The organism is Pseudomonas sp. OST1909 (assembly GCF_015277575.1).
Lineage (GTDB): Bacteria > Pseudomonadota > Gammaproteobacteria > Pseudomonadales > Pseudomonadaceae > Aquipseudomonas > Aquipseudomonas synxantha_A.
Genome location: NZ_CP063780.1, coordinates 2,769,868 through 2,788,233, shown reverse-complemented (window position 1 = coordinate 2,788,233; position 18,366 = coordinate 2,769,868). Strand labels below are relative to the sequence as shown.

Here is an 18,366-nt window from a genome sequence, read left to right as displayed (position 1 = left end):
AAAAATACAAGTTTCAAAATGTGAAAAAGCGTTCTAATAGCGCCCTATCTCCCTCGCCACAGCAATAGTTAGCCGTTGATCCAAGTAAACAATGGAGTTCGCAATGCCCCATGAAGGCAACCTGTTACAAGCGGCCGTAGTGTTCCTGCTCGCTGCCGTGCTCACCGTGCCCCTGGCCAAGCGCCTGCAATTGGGCGCGGTGCTGGGCTATCTGTTTGCCGGTGTGATCATCGGCCCGTCGGTACTCGGCCTGATCGGCAACCCGCAAAGCGTGGCGCAGTTCTCTGAATTGGGGGTGGTGCTGCTGTTGTTCATCATCGGCCTGGAGCTGTCGCCCAAACGCCTGTGGGTGATGCGCAAGGCCGTGTTCGGGGTCGGCCTGGCACAGGTGCTGCTCACCGGGTTGGTCATGGGCGCGGTGGCGCTGTGGCTGTTTGGCCAGCCATGGAACAGTGCCATCGTGCTAGGCCTGGGCCTGGCGCTGTCCTCCACCGCGTTTGGCCTGCAAAGCCTGGCCGAGCGCAAGGAGCTCAACCAGCCCCACGGGCGTCTGGCTTTCGCCATCCTGCTGTTTCAGGACATCGCAGCCATCCCGCTGATCGCCCTCGTCCCCTTGCTGGCCGGCGGCAGCCACCCAACCACCGAAGCCGAGGGCCTGCGCCATGGCTTACAGGTACTGGGCAGCATCGCCGTGGTGATCATCGGCGGGCGCTACCTGTTGCGTCCGGTGTTTCGCATCGTCGCCAAGACCGGTCTGCGCGAAGTGTCCACCGCCACCGCGCTGCTGGTGGTGATCGGCACCGCCTGGCTGATGGAGCTGGTGGGCGTGTCCATGGCCCTGGGGGCGTTCCTCGCCGGCCTGCTGCTGGCAGATTCGGAATACCGCCACGAACTGGAATCCCAGATCGAACCCTTCAAGGGCCTGTTGCTGGGGCTGTTCTTTATCAGCGTGGGCATGGGCGCCAACCTCAGCCTGCTGCTCAGTACGCCGCTGGTGGTGATCGGCCTGACCCTGCTGTTGATCGGGTTGAAACTGCCCCTGCTGTACGCCGTTGGCCGCATGGTCGGCGATCTCAATCGCGAAAGCGCCTTGCGCCTCGGCGTGGTGCTGGCAGCCGGGGGTGAATTCGCCTTCGTGGTGTTCAAGATCGGCCGCGACCAAGGCCTGTTCGAACCACACCTTTACGATGTGCTGGTGCTGACCATCACCCTGTCCATGGCGTTGACCCCGCTGTTGCTGCTGGTGTGTCCGAAGCTGTTCAAACCCAAGGTCAAGCCGGTGGAAGTGCCGGAGGAATACCGCGCCATCGAAAGCGACGCGCCCCGCGTGGTCATTGCCGGCATGGGGCGGATGGGTCAGATTGTGGCGCGGATCCTGCGGGCGCAGAACATTTCGTTTATCGCCCTCGACACCTCGGTGGAAACCATCGAGCTGACCCGCAGTTTTGGCGGTATGCCGGTGTTCTACGGTGACCCCCAGCGCCCGGAAATTCTCCACGCGGCCAAGGTCGATCAGGCGGAGTTCTTCGTCATTGCCATGGACGATCCGGAGATCAACATCAAGACCGCCGCTCTGGTGCGCAGCCTCTACCCGCACATGAAGATCATCGCCCGTGCCCGTAACCGCCAGCACGTACACCGCTTGGTGGACCTGGACGCTTCACCGGTGCGCGAAACCTTCTACTCCAGCCTGGAAATGAGCCGCCGCACCCTGGTCGGCCTTGGTTTGAGCCAGGCTCAGGCCGACGCGCGCATCAACCGCTTCAAGACCCACGACCAGCAAGTGCTCGCCGCGCAACACGCAGTGTACGACGATGCAGCCAAAGTCATGCAAACCGCTCAGGAAGCCCGTACGGAACTGGCGCGCTTGTTTGAAATGGACAGGCTTGAGGAAGAGTCCGACAAGGTGTGACATGGAGAATGAACGAAATTGCGAATTTTCTGACAGAATACGCCGCAATTTCGTTCATCCCTGGAGCGCTACATGGCCACGTTCACCAAGACCGCAGTGCTGCTGGCCCTCGCGCTTACCGCCGGCAGCGTGTTCGCTGCCGCCAAGCCAACCACGCAAAAAATCTCCACCTTGGGTGGCAAGTTCACCTTCAACCTGCCCAAGGCTTACAGCGCTGACACCCTGCCCTCCGGCAAGGCTGAGGACGGCACCGCCGATACCCAGGGCACGCTGTATGCCAACTCGACAACGAAAAGTGTGGTGATCGTCGCCGAAACCGTGCGCAACGATGGGGCAACCATCAAGGATAACGACCCGCAGTTCCTCGATGGTGCCGTGGCCGATTTCGTCAAGGACCAGAGCGCCGCCCTGCCCGACTTCAAGAAGCTGGGCGAGAAGAAACTCACTTACAAGGGTCTCGGCCTACGCCAGGTTGACAGCAGCGCTACCCAAGGCGGCGGCAAGACCTTGAACTCCACGTTCCTGGGCGGTTCCGGCAACCATCTGCTGGTGATCCAGGCGATTTCCCGGGCCGATGATGTGAAGGGGCATGCGGCATTGGTGAAGCAGATTACGGGCGGCAAGTAACCGCCCCTCCCACATTTTTTACTGCATTTCACTTCAGGCTTTTCTCTAGCCAGGCTTTCAAGTCCTGCACTTCCGCTTCGCTGATGGTGTGATTCATCCCCGGGTATTCATGAAACTCCGGCTTGAGCCCCAACCCCACCAGCACCTTATCTGCCTGCGTGGCCGAGCTGAAGGGCAGCGCCTGGTCCAGAGTGCCATGACCGATAAAAATCGCCAGTTTGCCCATGGACGCATCAGGTTTCAGCGCAGACCTGAGTACCGGTAGCACGCTGCCACTGAGCGCGGCGATACCGCGTACCAACTCGGGTTCACGCAAGGCCACCTCGTAAGACATGATCGCGCCCTGGCTGAACCCCACCAGGAATACCCGATCGCTTTGGGTGTGGTACTTGGCCGTGGCCTTGACCACAAAGTCCTTGATCAGTCGGGCGCTGCTGAACAGTTCATCGGTCTCGCCGTTGTACTCAGGCTCATCAGTCTTGGTAAACCAACGATAACCGCGAAGTTCCACCGGCAGCGGCGCACGCACCGACAGGTAGGTCCAGGTGGATGGCAACGCGTCCTTGATACCAAACAGGTCTTCCTCGTTGCTGCCAAAACCATGCAGGAAGATCACCAGCGGCTGGTTGCGCGCATCGCTCTGGGTTTGTTCCAGGTAGGACAACGGCAAGTCGGTGTGCAAGCCGGTATCGGCATGAACGGCGCCGGCCACCAGGGCCAATGCGAGGGCAAGCTGTTTGAGCATCGGATTTACCTCAGGGTTTGCGCAACAAATAGGTGTCCATGATCCAGCCGTTTTCCAGGCGCGCCGCCTTGCGTACCCGTTCAATCTCTTGCGCCACGTGGGCCACTTTACCGCTGATCAGGATTTCGTCAGGCGTGCCCAGGTAGGCGCCCCAGTAAATATCCAGGTCCTGATCCGCTACGCTGCGGTAGGAATCTTCTGCGTCGAGCATCACCACCAGGGTATCGGCATCACTGGCCTGCCCCGCCGCCAGGCGACGTCCCGTGGTGATTTCGACGGACTTGCCGATACGGTTCAACGGCACCTTATGCTGGGCCGCCAGCGCCTGCACGCTGGTGATGCCGGGGATCACCTCGAACTCGAACACGCACCGGCCACTGGCCAGGATCGCCTGCAAGATACGAATGGTGCTGTCGTACAGCGCAGGATCCCCCCAGGCCAGGAACGCCCCCACTTCACCGTCGGCCATTTCTTCGTTGATCATGCGCTCGAAGGTGTGCTGCTTATCGCGGTTAAGGTCCTGCACGGCGGTGGTGTAGTCGATGTCACCGCGTACGCGCTCAGGGCAATCGGCCTCGACAAAACGGTAGCCGGGCTCGGTGATGTAGGTCTGGCAGATCTCACGGCGCAGGTCGATCAGCTTGTCCTTGCTCTGGCCCTTGTCCATCAGGAAGAACACGTCGGTACGGTTCAGCGCCTTCACGGCCTGCATCGTGATGTAGTCAGGGTTGCCGGCGCCAATGCCGATGATCAGGATGCGTTTCATGGGGTGCTCTCAGTGCGGGGCGTTGATTTTGCCATGATCTGCACGTCAGGCGTGAGTTTCCAGGCGCAGGCGCCACACACCATTGAAGCGCAACTCAGTGGCCGACAGGGGCTCGACGTCGATCCGATAGAACATCGAGACCGGGAACTGCATGACGGAGAGCATCGCGGCGCGAATCACGAACGGGTGGGTCACGGCGACTGTATGGCCAGGGTGGGTTTCGAGAGATTCGAGCCATTGGCCCACACGCGCACAGAGCTGATCCACCGACTCGCCGCCATGGGGTGCGCGGGTGCTGTCGGCGCTCCAGGCCTTTAATTCCTGGCTATCGAGTTGGCTGATGTCCTGGCCTTTCCATGAACCGAGATCAACATCGCGCAACGCCATTTCCACCTCGGCGTGGGCGCCGAACAAGCCGGCTGTCTGGCGGGCCCTGGCTTCGGGGCCGCAGAGCAGGCGTGGCTGTTTTTTGTAGCGTCCGGCCAGGGAGCAAGCAGCACTTTGCCAGTCCATCGAGACGGACTCATCGTCGGGAAAACGCCCATGTTTTTGCAGGGGGGTGATGGCGTGGCAGATCAGGGTCAAACGGGTGGCGAGCATCGCACTTCACTCTGTTTTCGGTATGTTACTGCACCCCCAGTGTGAAGGATGTACCTGTGGGAGGGGCTTGCCCCCCCACATTTAATCAGGCGGATGCACTTTCACTGAGCGGCGCGGCTACGGCCTGGGCCTGCAACTGCGCGGCTTGCTGGCTGTATTCGCGCAGGTAGACGATAAATTCCTGCAACAGGCGGTCCCACAGTTCCAACTGGCTACGCAGATGCGAAGCGCCGACACCGGCAACCACCACGTCCATCTCCATCAACAGAAACTCACCCTGCACCGACAACCGCGCAAAGCGCCGCGAGGCATTCCACACCTGAGCCAGCCCCTCGGGCAATTCACCCTGCACCCGCAGGGCGCAGCTGTAGGTAAAGTCCACATAACTGCCCTGCTCGGCCGCCGGGTTGCCAAAGCGCACGGCAAAACCGATGCCCTGACTGGCGCTGAGCAATTGCACAACGCCGTTCTGCTCAGACTGGTTGACCCGATACCCGGCTTCCTGCAACAGCTCGGTGAGGCTTTGAATGGATACGCTGGTGATCAGTTGAACATCGCTCATAGTGGTCTCTTCCTTGTTGATCATTGATTAAGGCGGTGTGCGAGCATCGAACCGATTAAGGTATAGCTCATCGCCAAAACCTTGGGTCAATTCATTGGAAATGACCCATTCTCATCACAACAACGGCTGACCACCTTTTTTCGATCATGCTGCATCAGTCAGATAAGCGTCGGCTATGAGGCCGTCTTCGGGAGCAGGCCCCCTCCCACATGCGACAAAATCCTCCTTGCGCAACACCACCAATGCCACCAACGACACCACCCCGGTGGCCACGTAGAAGTACCACGGCGAAGTAATGTCCCCGGTCACCTTGATCAACCAGGTGGAAATCAACGGCGCACTGCCGCCAAACACCGCCACCGGCACGTTGTATGCCACTGCAATCCCGGTGGAGCGAATCCGCGTCGGCAGCAGCTCACTCATCAACGCGTAGGTCGACGACGCATACAGCCCGAACAGAATCGCCACCGCCATCAACGGTGCGAAGAACGACGCCGGGGTCGCGGTAGGTGCCGACTTGAACAGCCAGAACATCGCCAGGGTCGCCAGCGTGCCGATCACCATCAGGAACGGCTTGCGCCCGTATTTATCGGTAAATGCCCCGCCAAACGGCATCACGAAGGCGGCCGAGAAACTGGCAACGAACACGTAGAGCAAGGTGGTGCCGCTGTCGAACTTGAGGATCTTGGCCATGTAGGTCGAGGCGAAGGTCAGCACCAGGTAGAAGATCGAGCTGTGCAAGGTGATGATAAAGAACACCAGGGCAATCGCGCGCTTCCACTGCCAGACCTCCCGCAGCGGCGCCCGCGAGGTTTGCCCGGCGCGTTGCAGGGCTAAAAACTCGGGGCTGTCTTCAAGCTTGAGGCGGATGTACATGGAGATAAAGCCCAGGGGCGCAGCGATCAGGAACGGTACGCGCCAGGCCCATTCCTGCATGACCTCGGCGCCCAGCACCCAGGTCATGCCATTGGCCACGGCGCCGCCCAGCAACAGGCCGAGCACAGCGGTGACCATCAACCAGCAGGTGGCGAAGCCGCGGCGACCGGGCCCGGCGTATTCGGAGATAAAGCTGGTGACCGTGCCGATTTCGCCGCCCGCCGAGAAGCCCTGCACGCAGCGCACCAGGATCAGCAGGATCGGCGCGGCGATGCCCAGGCTGGCGTAGGTCGGCAACAACCCCAGCATCACCGTGGAACCGGTCATCATCACCAGCGCCATGATCAGGGTTTTGCGCCGGCCGATCTTGTCTGCCAGCGGGCCGAAGAACAGCCCACCCAGAGGGCGGATAAAGAAGCTCAGGGCAAACGCGGCGAAGCTGGCCAGCAGGCTGGTGGTGGGGTCATCGGAGACGAAGAACGCCTGGCCGATATAGACCGCGAGAAACCCATAGACGCCGTAGTCGTACCACTCGATCAAGTGGCCCGAGGTGGCGCCCAGAAACGCTCGGCGGCGCTTGCGGACAGTGTCTTGTGCGGGATTGCCCATCGTGGGGACTCCTTGTCTGATTATCGATCCATGTCAAAGCGCGGCGATACTCGCTGCTTTCAACCACTGCCGCAAGTCGGTCTTGAGAATCTTGCCGTAGCTGTTCTTGGGCAAGTCGCTGCGCCACACATATTTTTTCGGTTTCTTGAACGAGGCCATGCGCGCCAGGAACCAGGCGGTGAGTTCGCCCTCATCCAGGGGCTGGCCGCTGCGCGTCACCACAAATGCCACCACCGACTCGCCCCACTGAGCGTCCGGCTCGCCCACCACGCACACCTCAAACACCTGCGGATGCTGGGCCAGCACTTCCTCGACTTCACGCGGGTAGACGTTGCTGCCGCCGCTGATGATCACGTCCTTGGAGCGATCCGTCAGGGTCAGATAGCCGGCCGCGTCGAGATAGCCGATATCACCGGTCAGCAGCCAGCCGTCCACCAAGGTTTGGCCAGTGGCCTGCGGGTTGCGCCAGTAGCCTTGCATCACGGTGGCGCCACGCACCGCGATTTCGCCGCGCTCGCCGGTGGGCAAAGGCTGGTGCGCAGTATCGAGAATACGGATTTCCACACAGGACTGCGCGTGGCCCACCGAAGCGGCCAGGCTGGCCCAGTCGGGGCGTTGGCGATCGGCAATCACTGCACGGGGCAACACGCTGATGGTCATGGGGCTCTCGCCCTGACCGTAGATCTGCACCAGGCGCGGCCCGAAGGTGTCGGCGGCTTCACGCAGATCGGCCAGGTACATCGGGCCGCCGCCATACACGATGGTCTTGATGCCAGCGCCGTGATAATCCTGGCGCCGTGCCTGCTCGACCATGCGCTTGACCATGGTCGGCGCGGCAAACAGCGACACATTGCCCACCTGCTCAGCCAGCCCGAACAGCTCGGCGGCGTCGAAGCCATGGGAGGCCGGCACCACGTGGCGTGCGCCGCAGCGCACATGGATGAAGTTATACAGGCCAGCACCGTGGGACATCGGCGCGGCATACACTGCCGCATCGTCGGCGCTGACCGCATCGACATCTGTGGCGTAGCACAGCGACATGGCGACCAGGTTGCCGTGGGACAGCATCACGCCCTTGGAGCGCCCTGTCGTGCCGGAGGTATAGAACAGCCAGGCGAGGTCCTGGTCGTGGCGTGGCACCGGTTGCTCCAGGGTCGGCCAGCCAGTGTTGGGAGGCAGCAGGTGGCCGTCCAGCTCTTTGCAGCGCGGGGGCAAATCCCGCGATGAGAACACCCGGCCGCCATCGGTAAAGATCAAGCGTGCCTCGGCATTATCGGCAATCCACGCCGCTTCACTGGGGTGCAGTTTGGCATTGATCGGCACTGCCACGCCGCCCATCCACCAGATGGCGTAGAGCAACTCCAGGTAGTCGCAGCTGTTTTTCATCAGCAGCGCCACCGCGTCCCCCGGCACCAGGCCGTGCTGGTCCACCAGGTGCGCGGCGCGTTGGCGCACGTGGGCGGCGAAGGTGGCGTAGTCGGCCACTTGGGTGGTGCCGTTGAACAGCGCCGGGCGTTGCGGGGCCCGACGCTGGGTGTCGTGCAGCCAGTTGGCAATGTTCATGGCTCAGCTCCGGCGTGCCTGCAGGACCGATGCGTAGTTGGCCACCGCCATGCCGCCCATGTTGAACACCAGGCCGAACTCCGGGTTGGGCACCGCCAGGCCAATCGGTTCGCCGGTCAATTGCCGGAACGCCAAGGCATGCATGGACACCCCCGTTGCACCGACCGGATGCCCCTTGGCCTTGAGCCCGCCGGAAAGGTTGACCGGCAAGCGCCCGCCGGCCCGCACCACGCCGCTGTCGAGCACGCGATGCCCTTCGCCTTTGGGCGCCAGGCCCATGGCTTCGTAGATCAGCAGCTCGGCAATGGTGAAACAGTCGTGCACCTCGGCGAAGCTCAGGTCTGCCAGGGTCACATTCGCTGCGCGCAGCGCTGCATGGATCGCTCGTTGCGGGCCTTCAAAGGCGAGGATGTCGCGCTGGGCGATGGGCAAGGTGTCATTGACCTGGGTCATCGCCCGGATCTGCACCTCGCGGCGAAACGCTCGCGCACGTTTGGGTGACGCCAGGATGATCGCAGCGGCGCCGTCGCTGATCAGCGAACAGTCCGTCAGCCGCAGGGAGTCGGCCACGAACGGGTTGCTCTGGGACACGTTGTTGCAGTGCTCGAAATTCATCTCCCGATGCATCTGCGCCAGAGGGTTCGCCATGGCGTTGGAGTGGTTTTTGGTGGCGATGGCCGCCATCGAGCCCAGCGGGCAGTGGTAGCGCTCGGCGTATTGGCGGGCGGCGCGGCCGAACAATTGCGGGAAACTCAGGCCGGCTTCGGCCGGGTCGTTCTGATAGCCGGCGCCGGCCAGCGCTTGGGTGACCGCGGCGGTGCTGGTGTGGGTCATCTTTTCGGCGCCCACCACCAGCACCAACTCGGCGCTGCCGGAGAGAATCGCATTGACTCCCGCCTGGATCGCCGCCGAACCCGAAGCGCAGGCGTTTTCGCAGCGGGTGGCAGGTTTGAAGCGCAGCCCGGGGTCGGCCTGCAACAGCAACGAGGCGGCAAAGCCGTCGGGCACCAGCCCAGAGTTGAAATGCCCCAGGAACAGCGCGTCGATTTGCGACGCATCAATCGCAGCGTCGCTCAGGGCTTCACGGGTAACCTGGACGATCAGGTCTTCCAGCGTGGTGCCTTCCAAGCGACCAAAGCGGGAGTGACCAGCGGCAACAATGGAGACGCAATCAGCAGGCATAATCAATTTCTTCTGTTCTTGATCCGGACTTTACTTACAATGACCCACCCCTGGTCCCGCGCCAATTCGTGTAACTACTTACATGGGTAAGTAGCGCACCAGGGCATTGAACAACGAGGCAGGATGCCCCATGAACGCCCTTGCACAGCAATTTCCCGACCTCGAACGCCTGGCGTTCAAGCTGTCCCCTGCCCCGCAGATCGTCACCAGCGACCGGGTAATACTCGACTGCAACGATGCCTTCCTGAAGCTGTTCGGCTATACGCGCCAGGCGCTGGTCAATCAGTTGACCCTGCTGATCTACCCGTCCCAGGCCGACTACCATGCCATCGGCAAGCGCAGCCATGACTGGCTGCTCGACAGCGACAACGGCTTTTATTCCGATGAGCGCTTCATGCAGCACCACAATGGCGAAGTGTTCTGGGCCAAGTCCCACGGCTACACCCTCACCCCCAAAGACCCGTTCAAGCTGATGATCTGGCACTTCGAACGCCTGGACCGTCTGCATCAGGGCACTGGCGACCTCACGCCGCGGGAGCGGGAAATCGCCATGCACATCGTCAATGGTTTCAAGTCCAAGGAAATCGCCCTGCGCCTGGCGATTTCCCACCGCACGGTGGAAGTGCACCGGGCGCGGTTGATGAAGAAATTGCAGGCCAAGACCGTGGTGGAGTTGGTGTCGAAGATCATTATGGTGGCGTGACAGGTAACGGCTATTGAGCAGGTTGCCCCCCTACATGTGAGCACATTTCAATCCGGCAGCCGATTCAGCTGCCTTATCCACCTTTTCAGCTTTCCCGGCTGAGCCGCCCCGCTGTTTCAGCCGGGATCCTCCCACCCTATGGCACAAAATAGCTTCACAAGATCCCCCATGGACCCGTGCCCCCATGCAAACCACCAACACCGTCCTGATGATTCGCCCGGCGCGTTTTGCCTTCAACCCGGATACCGCGATCAACAACCGTTTTCAACGCCCGCCGCCGGACCCGCTCAGTGCACAGCACAAAGCGCTGGAAGAATTCGACGGCTATGTCGACACCCTGCGCAGTCACGGCGTGGAGGTGCTGGTGGTGCAGGACACTCCGGCCCCTCACACCCCGGACTCGATTTTTCCCAATAATTGGTGGAGCAGCCACGCCGACGGCAGCCTGGTGCTCTACCCCATGCAAGGCCAGAACCGACGACTGGAGCGCAACAAGGGCGTGCTGCAAGTTCTGGAGCAGCGCTTTGCGATCAACACCACCATCGACCTCAGCCACCTGGAACAACAGGACATCTTCCTCGAAGGCACCGGCAGTATGGTGCTCGACCGCCAGCACCGCATCAGCTACGCCTGCCACTCCGGGCGCACCCATCACGCGGCGCTGCGCCAGTTTGCCGAACGTCTGGACTACCAACTCTGCGTGTTCCACGCCCTGGACCGCCACCACGCGCCGATCTACCACAGCAACGTGATGATGAGCGTCGGTCGCGACCTCGCAGTGGTGTGCCTGCAAGCCCTGCCCGACGAGCGCGAGCGCCTGGCCCTGGAACGCTCACTGCGCGACACCGGCAAGGACATCCTCGCCCTCGACTTCGACCAGTTGGAAGCCTTCGCCGGCAACATGCTCGAAGTCCACGACCGTGACGGCCAACCGCTGCTGGTGATGTCCGCCAGCGCCTGGCGCGCGTTGCAACCGGCGCAGCGCCAGCAGGTGGAGCGCCATACGCGACCAGTGGTGGTGAATATCGACAACATCGAACGCATCGGCGGCGGCAGTGCCCGTTGCATGTTGGCCGAAGTGCATCTGCCGATCCGCCCCTCATTTCAATAAGGAGTCTTGCCATGACCCGTTATATCGACGTCAACGACCTCAGCTACCTGGTTTCGCAAAAAGGTGTGCAAACCTGCATCACCGAGATGGCCGAGTACATCCGTGCCGACTACCTGCGCTGGCAGGACTTCGAGAAATGCGCACGCCTGGCCAACCACTCACCCGATGGCGTGATCGAGTTGATGCCCGTCTCGGACGCCTCGCTGTACGCGTTCAAATACGTCAACGGCCACCCGAAAAACACCCTGGCCGGTATGCTGACCGTGATGGCCTTTGGCGCCTTGGGCGATGTGGATACCGGCAAACCCGTGCTGCTGGCGGAAATGACCCTGACCACCGCCATCCGCACCGCTGCCACCTCGGCCCTGGTCGCCCGCTACCTGGCGCGCGACAACAGCCGCAGCATGGCGTTGATCGGCAACGGCTGCCAAAGCGAATTCCAGGCCCTGGCCTTCCACGCCATGCTTGGCATTAACGAAGTTCGCCTGTTCGATATCGACGCCAAGGCCACCGCCAAACTCGCCGCCAACCTCAAGGCGTTTCCGGCGATCAAGGTGATCCTGGCTGACAGCGTGGCCGAGGCGGTCAAAGGCGCGGATATCGTCACCACCGTCACTGCCGACAAGGCTTATGCAACCATCCTCACCGACGAGATGATCGAGCCGGGTATGCACCTCAATGCCGTGGGTGGCGATTGCCCGGGCAAGACCGAGCTGGACCGGCGCATCGTCGAACGCGCCCGGGTGATCGTGGAGTACGAACCGCAAAGCCGCATCGAAGGTGAGATCCAGCACATGCCTGAGGATTCGCCGGTGACCGAGTTGTGGCAAGTGATCAACGGCCAGCAGCCCGGCCGCGAGAATGCGCGCCAGATCACTCTGTTCGACTCGGTGGGTTTTGCCATCGAAGACTACTCGGCCCTGCGCTATGTACTGGACGTCGCCACGGCGTTGGACGTGGGCAGCGAGCTGGAACTGGTACCCGACCTGGCTGACCCCAAAGACCTGTTTGCCCGCCTGGCCCGGCAACCGGTCGCACAGCACAAAAAGCGCGCCTGAGACCGCTCTGGCCTGCCGCTTTGCGTCGAGGGCAGGCCGGACCTCGCTGGGTTAAAAGCCGATTCAGCGGGTGCAACAGCCGATTGCGCTGCATTGTTGGTTTTAACAGCGCAATTTGCGCTTTGTGCAGGGGGTAAACGACACAAAAAACGCACCATCATGAAGCATTCTCTGCTCCCAGTTATTCACTGCCCTGACATCAATTACAAAATATAGGGACCTCCACATGACTCCACTGCGATCACTCTTCGCTGCGTTGCTGTTGCCTCTGTGCGCCACCGCCGCCCACGCCCAGGACTGGAAAGAAATCCGTTTCGGCGTGTTCCCCGAATACCCACCCTTCGAATCCGTGGCCGCCGACGGCAGCCTGCAAGGCTTCGATATTGAACTGGGCAACGCGATCTGCGCCAGGCTCGAAGTGAAATGCACCTGGGTGCACAATGAATTCGACGGCATGATCCCGGCCCTGCGTGCGCGCAAGTTCGACGCCATCATGTCCTCCATGGCCGTGACCCCGGCTCGCGAAAAAGTCATCGACTTTACCGATCGCCTGTTCCTCAGCCCCACCTCGGTGATCACGCGCAAAGGCGCCGACTTCGGCGATACCCCGGAATCGCTCAAGGGCAAGCAGGTCGGCGTGCTGCAAGGCTCGCTGCAGGAAGCCTACGCCCGAGCGCACCTGGCCAGGCTGGGCGCGCAGATCAAGGCGTACCAGTCTCAAGAGCAGAACTACGCCGACCTGCAAAACGGGCGCCTCGACGCCACCCTGACCGACAAACTCGAAGCCCAGCTCAACTTCCTGTCCAAGCCCGAAGGCGCCGACTTCAAGACCGGCCCGGCCTTCAAGGACCCGACCCTGCCGCTGGACATCGCCATGGGCCTGCGCAAGAACGACCAGGCACTGCGTGAGCTGATCAACAAAGGCATCGCCGCCGTCCAGGCCGATGGCACCTACGCGCAGATCCAGAAGAAATACTTCGGCGATCAAGATATCTACAACGAATAACCAAGCCATCGACCGCCCTGTGGATGCAGCCCCCTCCCACACAAATCGGTTCCCCACAGAGATGGTGTGTGCCTTTTAGAGATCTTCCCATGAACGAACTCCTCAACCTGCAAGGCTACGGCCCGATGCTGGCCCAGGGTGCCTGGATGACGCTCAAGCTGGCCTTCCTCGCCCTGGCCCTGAGCCTCACCCTGGGCCTGGTCGCCGCGGGCGCAAAACTTTCCAGCGCCAGATGGCTGCGCGTACCGGCCACCCTCTACACCACACTGATCCGCAGCGTGCCGGACCTGGTGTTGATCCTGCTGATCTTCTACAGCCTGCAACTGTGGCTCAACGACCTGACTGAAGTGTTCGGCTGGGACTACTTTGAAATCGACCCGTTCACCGCCGGGGTGGTCACCCTGGGATTTATCTACGGCGCGTATTTCACCGAGAACTTCCGTGGCGCGATCCTCAGCGTACCGGTGGGCCAGTTGGAAGCCGCGACGGCTTATGGCCTGAGCCGCTGGCAGCGCTTCCACCTGGTGCTGTTCCCACAACTGATGCGTTTTGCCCTGCCGGGCCTGGGCAATAACTGGCTGGTGCTGCTCAAGTCCACGGCGCTGGTGTCGATCATCGGCCTGTCAGACCTGGTCAAGGCCGCGCAAAACGCCGGCAAGTCCACCAGCGAGCCACTGTACTTCCTGATCCTCGCGGGCCTGGTGTACCTGCTGATCACTACCCTCTCCAACCGCATCTTCAAGCGCCTCGAACGGCGCTATAACCTGGGCATCAAGGGGATGGCGCGATGATCGAACTGTTCCAGCAATACGGCCTGGCCTACCTGTTCAGCGATGGCAGCGGCTTGTCCGGCGTCGCCATGACCTTGTGGCTGTTCATCATCTCGGTGGTGCTCGGCTTTTGCCTGTCGATTCCCCTGGCACTGGCGAGGGTTTCGCAGCATTTCTGGCTGCGCTGGCCGGTGGAGGTCTACACCTATCTGTTCCGTGGCACGCCGCTGTATATCCAACTGTTGATCTGCTACACCGGGCTGTACAGCCTGGAGGTGGTGCAGGACAACGCCCTGCTCAACCAGTTTTTCCGCAATGCGCTGAACTGCACCTTGTTGGCGTTTGTGCTCAACACCTGTGCCTACACCGTGGAAATCTTCGCCGGGGCGATCCGCAATATTCCCCACGGCGAAATCGAAGCGGCACGCGCCTATGGCCTGCACGGCTGGCGCCTGAATCTGTTCGTGGTGGTACCCGCCGCATTGCGCCGCGCATTACCGGCCTACAGCAATGAAATGATCCTGATGCTGCACGCCACGTCACTGGCGTTTACCGCCACCGTTGCCGACATCCTCAAGGTCGCCCGCGATGCGAATGCCGAAACCTTCCTGACCTTTCAGGCGTTTGGTATCGCTGCCCTGCTCTACATGTTGCTGTCCTTTGCACTGGTGGGCCTGTTTCGGCTGGCCGAACGTCGCTGGATGCGTTTTCTTGTTCCTACCCGAGGCTAACCCATGAATCAGTCCGCGCAGGCCCTGGCCGCTTATCCGGTGGATGTACCGGTTGTCGAAACTGCAACCGCCGCCATCAAGCTTCAAGTCGAAGGCATTCATAAACGCTACGGCGAACACGAAGTGCTCAAAGGTGTGTCCCTCAATGCCCGTCAAGGCGATGTGATCAGTCTGATCGGCGCCAGCGGCTCGGGCAAAAGCACCATGCTGCGTTGCATCAACTTTCTTGAACAGCCGGACGCAGGCGTCATCACCCTGGACGGCATCAGCATCGAAATGCAGCGAGGCCGTGCCGGCTCCCGCGCGCCGCACCAGGCACAACTGCAAAACCTGCGCACGCGCCTGGCCATGGTGTTCCAGCACTTCAACCTGTGGAGTCACATGACGGTGCTGGAAAACATCACCATGGCCCCGCGCCGGGTGCTGAATGTGAGCGCCACCGAGGCGGAAAAACGTGCGCGCCTGTACCTGGACAAAGTCGGCTTGCCAGGCCGCGTGGCGGATCAATACCCGGCGTTCCTCTCGGGTGGCCAGCAGCAACGCGTGGCGATTGCGCGGGCATTGGCGATGGAGCCGGAGATTATCCTGTTCGACGAACCGACCTCAGCCCTCGACCCGGAACTTGTAGGCGAAGTGCTCAAAGTCATACAGACGTTGGCCGAGGAAGGCCGTACCATGTTGATGGTCACCCACGAAATGGGCTTTGCCCGCCAGGTGTCCAGCCAAGTGCTGTTCCTGCATCAGGGCCGGGTCGAGGAACACGGCGGCGCCGAGATCCTCGACCACCCCAACAGCGAACGCTTGCAGCAATTTCTTTCCAACCGTTTGAAGTGAACTCATGGATACCAAGGCCAACGGACCCCACTCCTCCCCTGCGCTGGATCGCATCGACGAGGCGATCATCGACGTGCTCAGGCACCAGGGGCGCATCACCTATGAAAAACTCTCGTCGCTGGTGCACCTGACCCCCAGGCCATGCCTGGAGCGGGTGCGCAAGTTGGAGCGACGCGGGGTGATCCGTGGGTATGGGGCGATCATCGATGTGCAGATGGTCTCACCAGGGCTGTCGCTGCTGGTGCTGGTGGCCTTGTCCAACCAGAGCGGGCGCTCGGCGCAAAAGGCCTTCGAAGCCTGCGTCAAAGCCTGCCCGCAGGTGTTCGAATGCCAGTTGATCAGCGGGCCGTTCGACTACAGCCTGCGTATGCGCTGCCGGGATATGGAGCATTATCGGGTGCTGACCGAGATCTGGTTGAACAATGACGAGTTGCACATCGATAAGCTGGTGGCGCATCCGGAGCTCGCGGTGGTCAAGAACACCGCCACCGAACTGGCCTGATACCCACTCCCCCAGGCTGCGAAAACCAAATGTGGGAGCTGGCTTGCCTGCGATAGCGGTGCATCAGTCACCCCACATCTGACTGGTCGACCGCTATCGCAGGCAAGCCAGCTCCCACATTGACCGGGTTTGCAATTCTTTTGCCTGGCTTGGCCCCCACCAGCTTCGCCTGCCCATCCTTCTGCTTGCCCGTACGCGCCTCGCTGATCAGCCCCGGGATCAACTTGCCCTCCGGCAAATTTTTCCAGAACCGACTGGGCAAGTGCCCTTCCATCACCTTGGGATTCAGCCGCGCCGGGTTGAAGATGTGACTGTAGTAGGTCAGCCACATGGCGCTGTGGGGGTCTTCGACATTTTGCGCCAGTTGCTGCCAGGCCTCGGGGCAGCGGCGCTGATGAATCAACTGCTCGCCGTCGTAATACACCCCATCCAGTGGCGTGGCGATCATCCAGCGATGGCGGCCCATGCGCCCGACAAAGTGCTGGCTGGCACTTTTGAGAATGTCGTGGGCCGGTTCATGCCAGGCCACGTATTCAGGAAGTTCGGGCCCCGCCTCGGCCGGCAGGGCAATAAAGCGCACAAACGCATGCAGGTGATGGGCCTCGCGGCTGACTTGCTTGATGCGTCGCTGCAACTCGCTGCCCAGCTTGTCCCCCGCCAGCATCGCCGTGCGATCACCGTGGCTGACCCGCCACAGCACTTCATACAGCAGGCTCCAGCGTTGATCACCGTGATAACAGGCGGCAGACTCCAGCAACTCCAACAGCGCCTTGGGAATGCGTGCCTGGAACGGCCCCAACCCTGGCGGGATCGGCTCATCGGTAGCGAACAGGTCAGCTGCTTGTGCCTCGCCCCAGCTCACCTGGCTGGGGTCGACCTGATGGCTGAGCAGCCAGCGCGCCTGTTCGCGCCAAGTACTGAACAGGTTGTCGCATTCCAGGCTGATCATCCCCACAACCCCATCTGTTGCGGTTGCGGACGGTCGCGCAATTGCTCGCGCAGCAACACGCTTGTGCTGTCGGCCTGTTGCGGGTGGTAGTCACTGGTGATGAAGAACGGTTTGGCCTTGGCCAGTACGCAGCGCATACGCGCCAGGTCTTCGAAGCGGATCTTGCGCTCGCGGCGCAGATCCACCAGGCGTTGGGTGGTGCGCAGGCCAATACCGGGGATGCGCGCAATCAGGGTGGGCTCTGCGCGGTTCAGGTCCAGGGGGAACACTTCGCGATGCTCCAGGGCCCAGGCCAGCTTGGGGTCGATATCCAGGGCCAGGTGGCCGGGGCCGGCAAACAGCTCCCTGGCGCTGAAACCGTAGCTGCGCAGCAGGAAATCGGCCTGGTACAAGCGGTGCTCGCGCATCAACGGCGGCGCGGCCAGGGGCACGCTTTTCGGGCTGTTGGGGATGGGACTGAACGCCGAGTAGTACACTCGCCGCAGCTTGAAATTGCCATACAACGCCTCGGCACCGTGGAGGATGGTGCTGTCATCAGTGTCGTCGGCGCCGACGATCATCTGCGTGCTCTGCCCGGCCGGGGCGAAACGCGGGGCGCGAGGCTCGTTGAACACCGTCTGCTCGCCGGTGTAGATGGTCTGCATCGCCTGCTTGATCGACACAATCTGCTTCTCCGGCGCCAGGGTCTGCAGGCTGGCCTCGGTGGGCAGTTCGATATTCACGCTCAGGCGATCGGCATAACGACCAGCCTCGGCAATCAATGCAGGATCCGCATCGGGAATGGTCTTGAGGTGGATATAGCCGCGAAAGTCATGCTCTTCGCGCAGCAGTTTGGCGACCCGCACCAATTGCTCCATGGTGTAGTCCGACGAACGGATGATGCCGGAGCTGAGAAACAGCCCGCTGACGCAATTGCGCTTGTAGAAATCCAGGGTCAGGGTGACCACCTCTTCCGGGCTGAAACGCGCACGGGGCACGTCGCTGGAACGGCGGTTGACGCAATACTGGCAGTCGTAGAGGCAGAAGTTGGTGAGCAACACCTTGAGCAGCGACACGCAACGGCCATCGGGCGTGTAGCTGTGGCAGATGCCCATGCCGTCGGTGGAACCCAACCCCGCCTTGCCCTCGGAGCTGCGCTTGGGCGCGCCGCTGCTGGCGCACGACGCGTCGTACTTGGCGGCGTCGGCGAGGATGCTGAGTTTTTCGATCAACTGCATGGCGGGCTACCGATACTGGTTTTTTGTACAGTACCAATAGCCG

General features: G+C 61.6%; 19 protein-coding genes. 10 read left to right on the top strand and 9 right to left on the bottom strand.

Going from position 1 to position 18,366, the window contains the following annotated elements:
• The first annotated feature begins 103 nt into the window (after positions 1–103).
• Together IH404_RS12260 and IH404_RS12255 are read left to right on the top strand one after the other, a co-directional pair.
• A complete protein-coding gene (locus IH404_RS12260) occupies positions 104–1,912 on the top strand; it encodes a monovalent cation:proton antiporter-2 (CPA2) family protein (RefSeq protein WP_005787577.1) in 1,809 nt (602 codons plus the stop codon).
• Positions 1,913–1,984: 72 nt separating this feature from the next.
• A complete protein-coding gene (locus tag IH404_RS12255; protein WP_032876365.1) occupies positions 1,985–2,539 on the top strand; it encodes a hypothetical protein in 555 nt (184 codons plus the stop codon).
• A 28-nt stretch (positions 2,540–2,567) separates the two neighbouring features.
• On the opposite strand, the gene IH404_RS12250 is transcribed toward IH404_RS12255, so the two are convergent.
• The 7 genes from IH404_RS12250 to IH404_RS12220 form a co-directional block, all read right to left on the bottom strand.
• Positions 2,568–3,284, bottom strand: coding sequence for an alpha/beta fold hydrolase (locus IH404_RS12250; protein ID WP_194440518.1), 717 nt, complete (start codon positions 3,282–3,284; stop codon positions 2,568–2,570).
• Positions 3,285–3,294: 10 nt separating this feature from the next.
• Entirely contained in the window at positions 3,295–4,050 is a 756-nt protein-coding gene (gene cobF / locus IH404_RS12245; protein WP_005787570.1) for a precorrin-6A synthase (deacetylating), read from the bottom strand.
• A 45-nt stretch (positions 4,051–4,095) separates the two neighbouring features.
• Positions 4,096–4,650, bottom strand: coding sequence for a histidine phosphatase family protein (locus tag IH404_RS12240; protein WP_005787569.1), 555 nt, complete (start codon positions 4,648–4,650; stop codon positions 4,096–4,098).
• Positions 4,651–4,735: 85 nt separating this feature from the next.
• Positions 4,736–5,212 carry a YbjN domain-containing protein gene (locus tag IH404_RS12235; RefSeq protein WP_005787567.1) on the bottom strand — a complete coding sequence of 159 codons (477 nt, stop codon included), beginning with the start codon at positions 5,210–5,212 and terminating at the stop codon, positions 4,736–4,738.
• 144 nt (positions 5,213–5,356) lie between these two features.
• Entirely contained in the window at positions 5,357–6,697 is a 1,341-nt protein-coding gene (locus IH404_RS12230; protein WP_194440517.1) for an MFS transporter, read from the bottom strand.
• Positions 6,698–6,730: 33 nt separating this feature from the next.
• Complete coding sequence (locus tag IH404_RS12225; RefSeq protein WP_194440516.1) at positions 6,731–8,260, bottom strand: AMP-binding protein; 1,530 nt, start codon at positions 8,258–8,260, stop codon at positions 6,731–6,733.
• A 3-nt stretch (positions 8,261–8,263) separates the two neighbouring features.
• Positions 8,264–9,442 carry an acetyl-CoA acetyltransferase gene (locus tag IH404_RS12220; protein ID WP_005787560.1) on the bottom strand — a complete coding sequence of 393 codons (1,179 nt, stop codon included), beginning with the start codon at positions 9,440–9,442 and terminating at the stop codon, positions 8,264–8,266.
• Positions 9,443–9,572: 130 nt separating this feature from the next.
• On the opposite strand from IH404_RS12220, the gene IH404_RS12215 reads away from it, so the two are divergent.
• From IH404_RS12215 to IH404_RS12180, 8 genes are all read left to right on the top strand, one after another.
• A complete protein-coding gene (locus tag IH404_RS12215) occupies positions 9,573–10,145 on the top strand; it encodes a LuxR C-terminal-related transcriptional regulator (RefSeq protein ID WP_005787559.1) in 573 nt (190 codons plus the stop codon).
• A gap of 184 nt (positions 10,146–10,329) precedes the next feature.
• Entirely contained in the window at positions 10,330–11,256 is a 927-nt protein-coding gene (locus IH404_RS12210; RefSeq protein WP_005787557.1) for an arginine deiminase-related protein, read from the top strand.
• A gap of 11 nt (positions 11,257–11,267) precedes the next feature.
• Entirely contained in the window at positions 11,268–12,314 is a 1,047-nt protein-coding gene (locus IH404_RS12205; protein ID WP_194440515.1) for an ornithine cyclodeaminase, read from the top strand.
• 226 nt (positions 12,315–12,540) lie between these two features.
• Complete coding sequence (locus IH404_RS12200; RefSeq protein ID WP_194440514.1) at positions 12,541–13,320, top strand: ABC transporter substrate-binding protein; 780 nt, start codon at positions 12,541–12,543, stop codon at positions 13,318–13,320.
• Between the two features lie 89 nt (positions 13,321–13,409).
• Positions 13,410–14,111 carry an ABC transporter permease gene (locus tag IH404_RS12195; protein ID WP_005787550.1) on the top strand — a complete coding sequence of 234 codons (702 nt, stop codon included), beginning with the start codon at positions 13,410–13,412 and terminating at the stop codon, positions 14,109–14,111.
• The gene (locus IH404_RS12190) at positions 14,108–14,821 is read left to right on the top strand and encodes an ABC transporter permease (RefSeq protein ID WP_005787549.1); all 714 of its coding nucleotides are present in this window, start codon (positions 14,108–14,110) and stop codon (positions 14,819–14,821) included. Before IH404_RS12195 ends, IH404_RS12190 begins: the two co-directional genes overlap by 4 nt.
• Positions 14,822–14,824: 3 nt before the next feature.
• Positions 14,825–15,655 carry an ATP-binding cassette domain-containing protein gene (locus IH404_RS12185; protein ID WP_005787547.1) on the top strand — a complete coding sequence of 277 codons (831 nt, stop codon included), beginning with the start codon at positions 14,825–14,827 and terminating at the stop codon, positions 15,653–15,655.
• A gap of 4 nt (positions 15,656–15,659) precedes the next feature.
• Positions 15,660–16,157 (top strand): Lrp/AsnC family transcriptional regulator, encoded by a 498-nt coding sequence (locus IH404_RS12180; RefSeq protein ID WP_005787545.1) that lies wholly within the window; start codon positions 15,660–15,662, stop codon positions 16,155–16,157.
• A 67-nt stretch (positions 16,158–16,224) separates the two neighbouring features.
• Here the strand turns inward: IH404_RS12180 and IH404_RS12175 are convergent, their stop codons facing one another.
• Together IH404_RS12175 and IH404_RS12170 are read right to left on the bottom strand one after the other, a co-directional pair.
• Positions 16,225–17,106: a TIGR03915 family putative DNA repair protein gene (locus IH404_RS12175; RefSeq protein WP_194440513.1), complete on the bottom strand. Its 882-nt coding sequence runs from the start codon at positions 17,104–17,106 to the stop codon at positions 16,225–16,227.
• A complete protein-coding gene (locus IH404_RS12170) occupies positions 17,103–18,323 on the bottom strand; it encodes a putative DNA modification/repair radical SAM protein (RefSeq protein ID WP_005787541.1) in 1,221 nt (406 codons plus the stop codon). The genes IH404_RS12175 and IH404_RS12170 overlap by 4 nt, the downstream gene beginning before the upstream one ends.
• Positions 18,324–18,366 lie beyond the last annotated feature (43 nt).

What these genes read in the sequence shown, in the direction of transcription:
- IH404_RS12260 (WP_005787577.1), top strand. Translation starts at nt 104, where the DNA reads ATGCCCCATGAAGGCAACCTGTTACAAGCGGCCGTAGTGTTCCTGCTC.
- IH404_RS12255 (WP_032876365.1), top strand. Translation starts at nt 1,985, where the DNA reads ATGGCCACGTTCACCAAGACCGCAGTGCTGCTGGCCCTCGCGCTTACC.
- IH404_RS12250 (WP_194440518.1), bottom strand. Translation starts at nt 3,284, where the DNA reads ATGCTCAAACAGCTTGCCCTCGCATTGGCCCTGGTGGCCGGCGCCGTT.
- cobF (WP_005787570.1), bottom strand. Translation starts at nt 4,050, where the DNA reads ATGAAACGCATCCTGATCATCGGCATTGGCGCCGGCAACCCTGACTAC.
- IH404_RS12240 (WP_005787569.1), bottom strand. Translation starts at nt 4,650, where the DNA reads ATGCTCGCCACCCGTTTGACCCTGATCTGCCACGCCATCACCCCCCTG.
- IH404_RS12235 (WP_005787567.1), bottom strand. Translation starts at nt 5,212, where the DNA reads ATGAGCGATGTTCAACTGATCACCAGCGTATCCATTCAAAGCCTCACC.
- IH404_RS12230 (WP_194440517.1), bottom strand. Translation starts at nt 6,697, where the DNA reads ATGGGCAATCCCGCACAAGACACTGTCCGCAAGCGCCGCCGAGCGTTT.
- IH404_RS12225 (WP_194440516.1), bottom strand. Translation starts at nt 8,260, where the DNA reads ATGAACATTGCCAACTGGCTGCACGACACCCAGCGTCGGGCCCCGCAA.
- IH404_RS12220 (WP_005787560.1), bottom strand. Translation starts at nt 9,442, where the DNA reads ATGCCTGCTGATTGCGTCTCCATTGTTGCCGCTGGTCACTCCCGCTTT.
- IH404_RS12215 (WP_005787559.1), top strand. Translation starts at nt 9,573, where the DNA reads ATGAACGCCCTTGCACAGCAATTTCCCGACCTCGAACGCCTGGCGTTC.
- IH404_RS12210 (WP_005787557.1), top strand. Translation starts at nt 10,330, where the DNA reads ATGCAAACCACCAACACCGTCCTGATGATTCGCCCGGCGCGTTTTGCC.
- IH404_RS12205 (WP_194440515.1), top strand. Translation starts at nt 11,268, where the DNA reads ATGACCCGTTATATCGACGTCAACGACCTCAGCTACCTGGTTTCGCAA.
- IH404_RS12200 (WP_194440514.1), top strand. Translation starts at nt 12,541, where the DNA reads ATGACTCCACTGCGATCACTCTTCGCTGCGTTGCTGTTGCCTCTGTGC.
- IH404_RS12195 (WP_005787550.1), top strand. Translation starts at nt 13,410, where the DNA reads ATGAACGAACTCCTCAACCTGCAAGGCTACGGCCCGATGCTGGCCCAG.
- IH404_RS12190 (WP_005787549.1), top strand. Translation starts at nt 14,108, where the DNA reads ATGATCGAACTGTTCCAGCAATACGGCCTGGCCTACCTGTTCAGCGAT.
- IH404_RS12185 (WP_005787547.1), top strand. Translation starts at nt 14,825, where the DNA reads ATGAATCAGTCCGCGCAGGCCCTGGCCGCTTATCCGGTGGATGTACCG.
- IH404_RS12180 (WP_005787545.1), top strand. Translation starts at nt 15,660, where the DNA reads ATGGATACCAAGGCCAACGGACCCCACTCCTCCCCTGCGCTGGATCGC.
- IH404_RS12175 (WP_194440513.1), bottom strand. Translation starts at nt 17,106, where the DNA reads ATGATCAGCCTGGAATGCGACAACCTGTTCAGTACTTGGCGCGAACAG.
- IH404_RS12170 (WP_005787541.1), bottom strand. Translation starts at nt 18,323, where the DNA reads ATGCAGTTGATCGAAAAACTCAGCATCCTCGCCGACGCCGCCAAGTAC.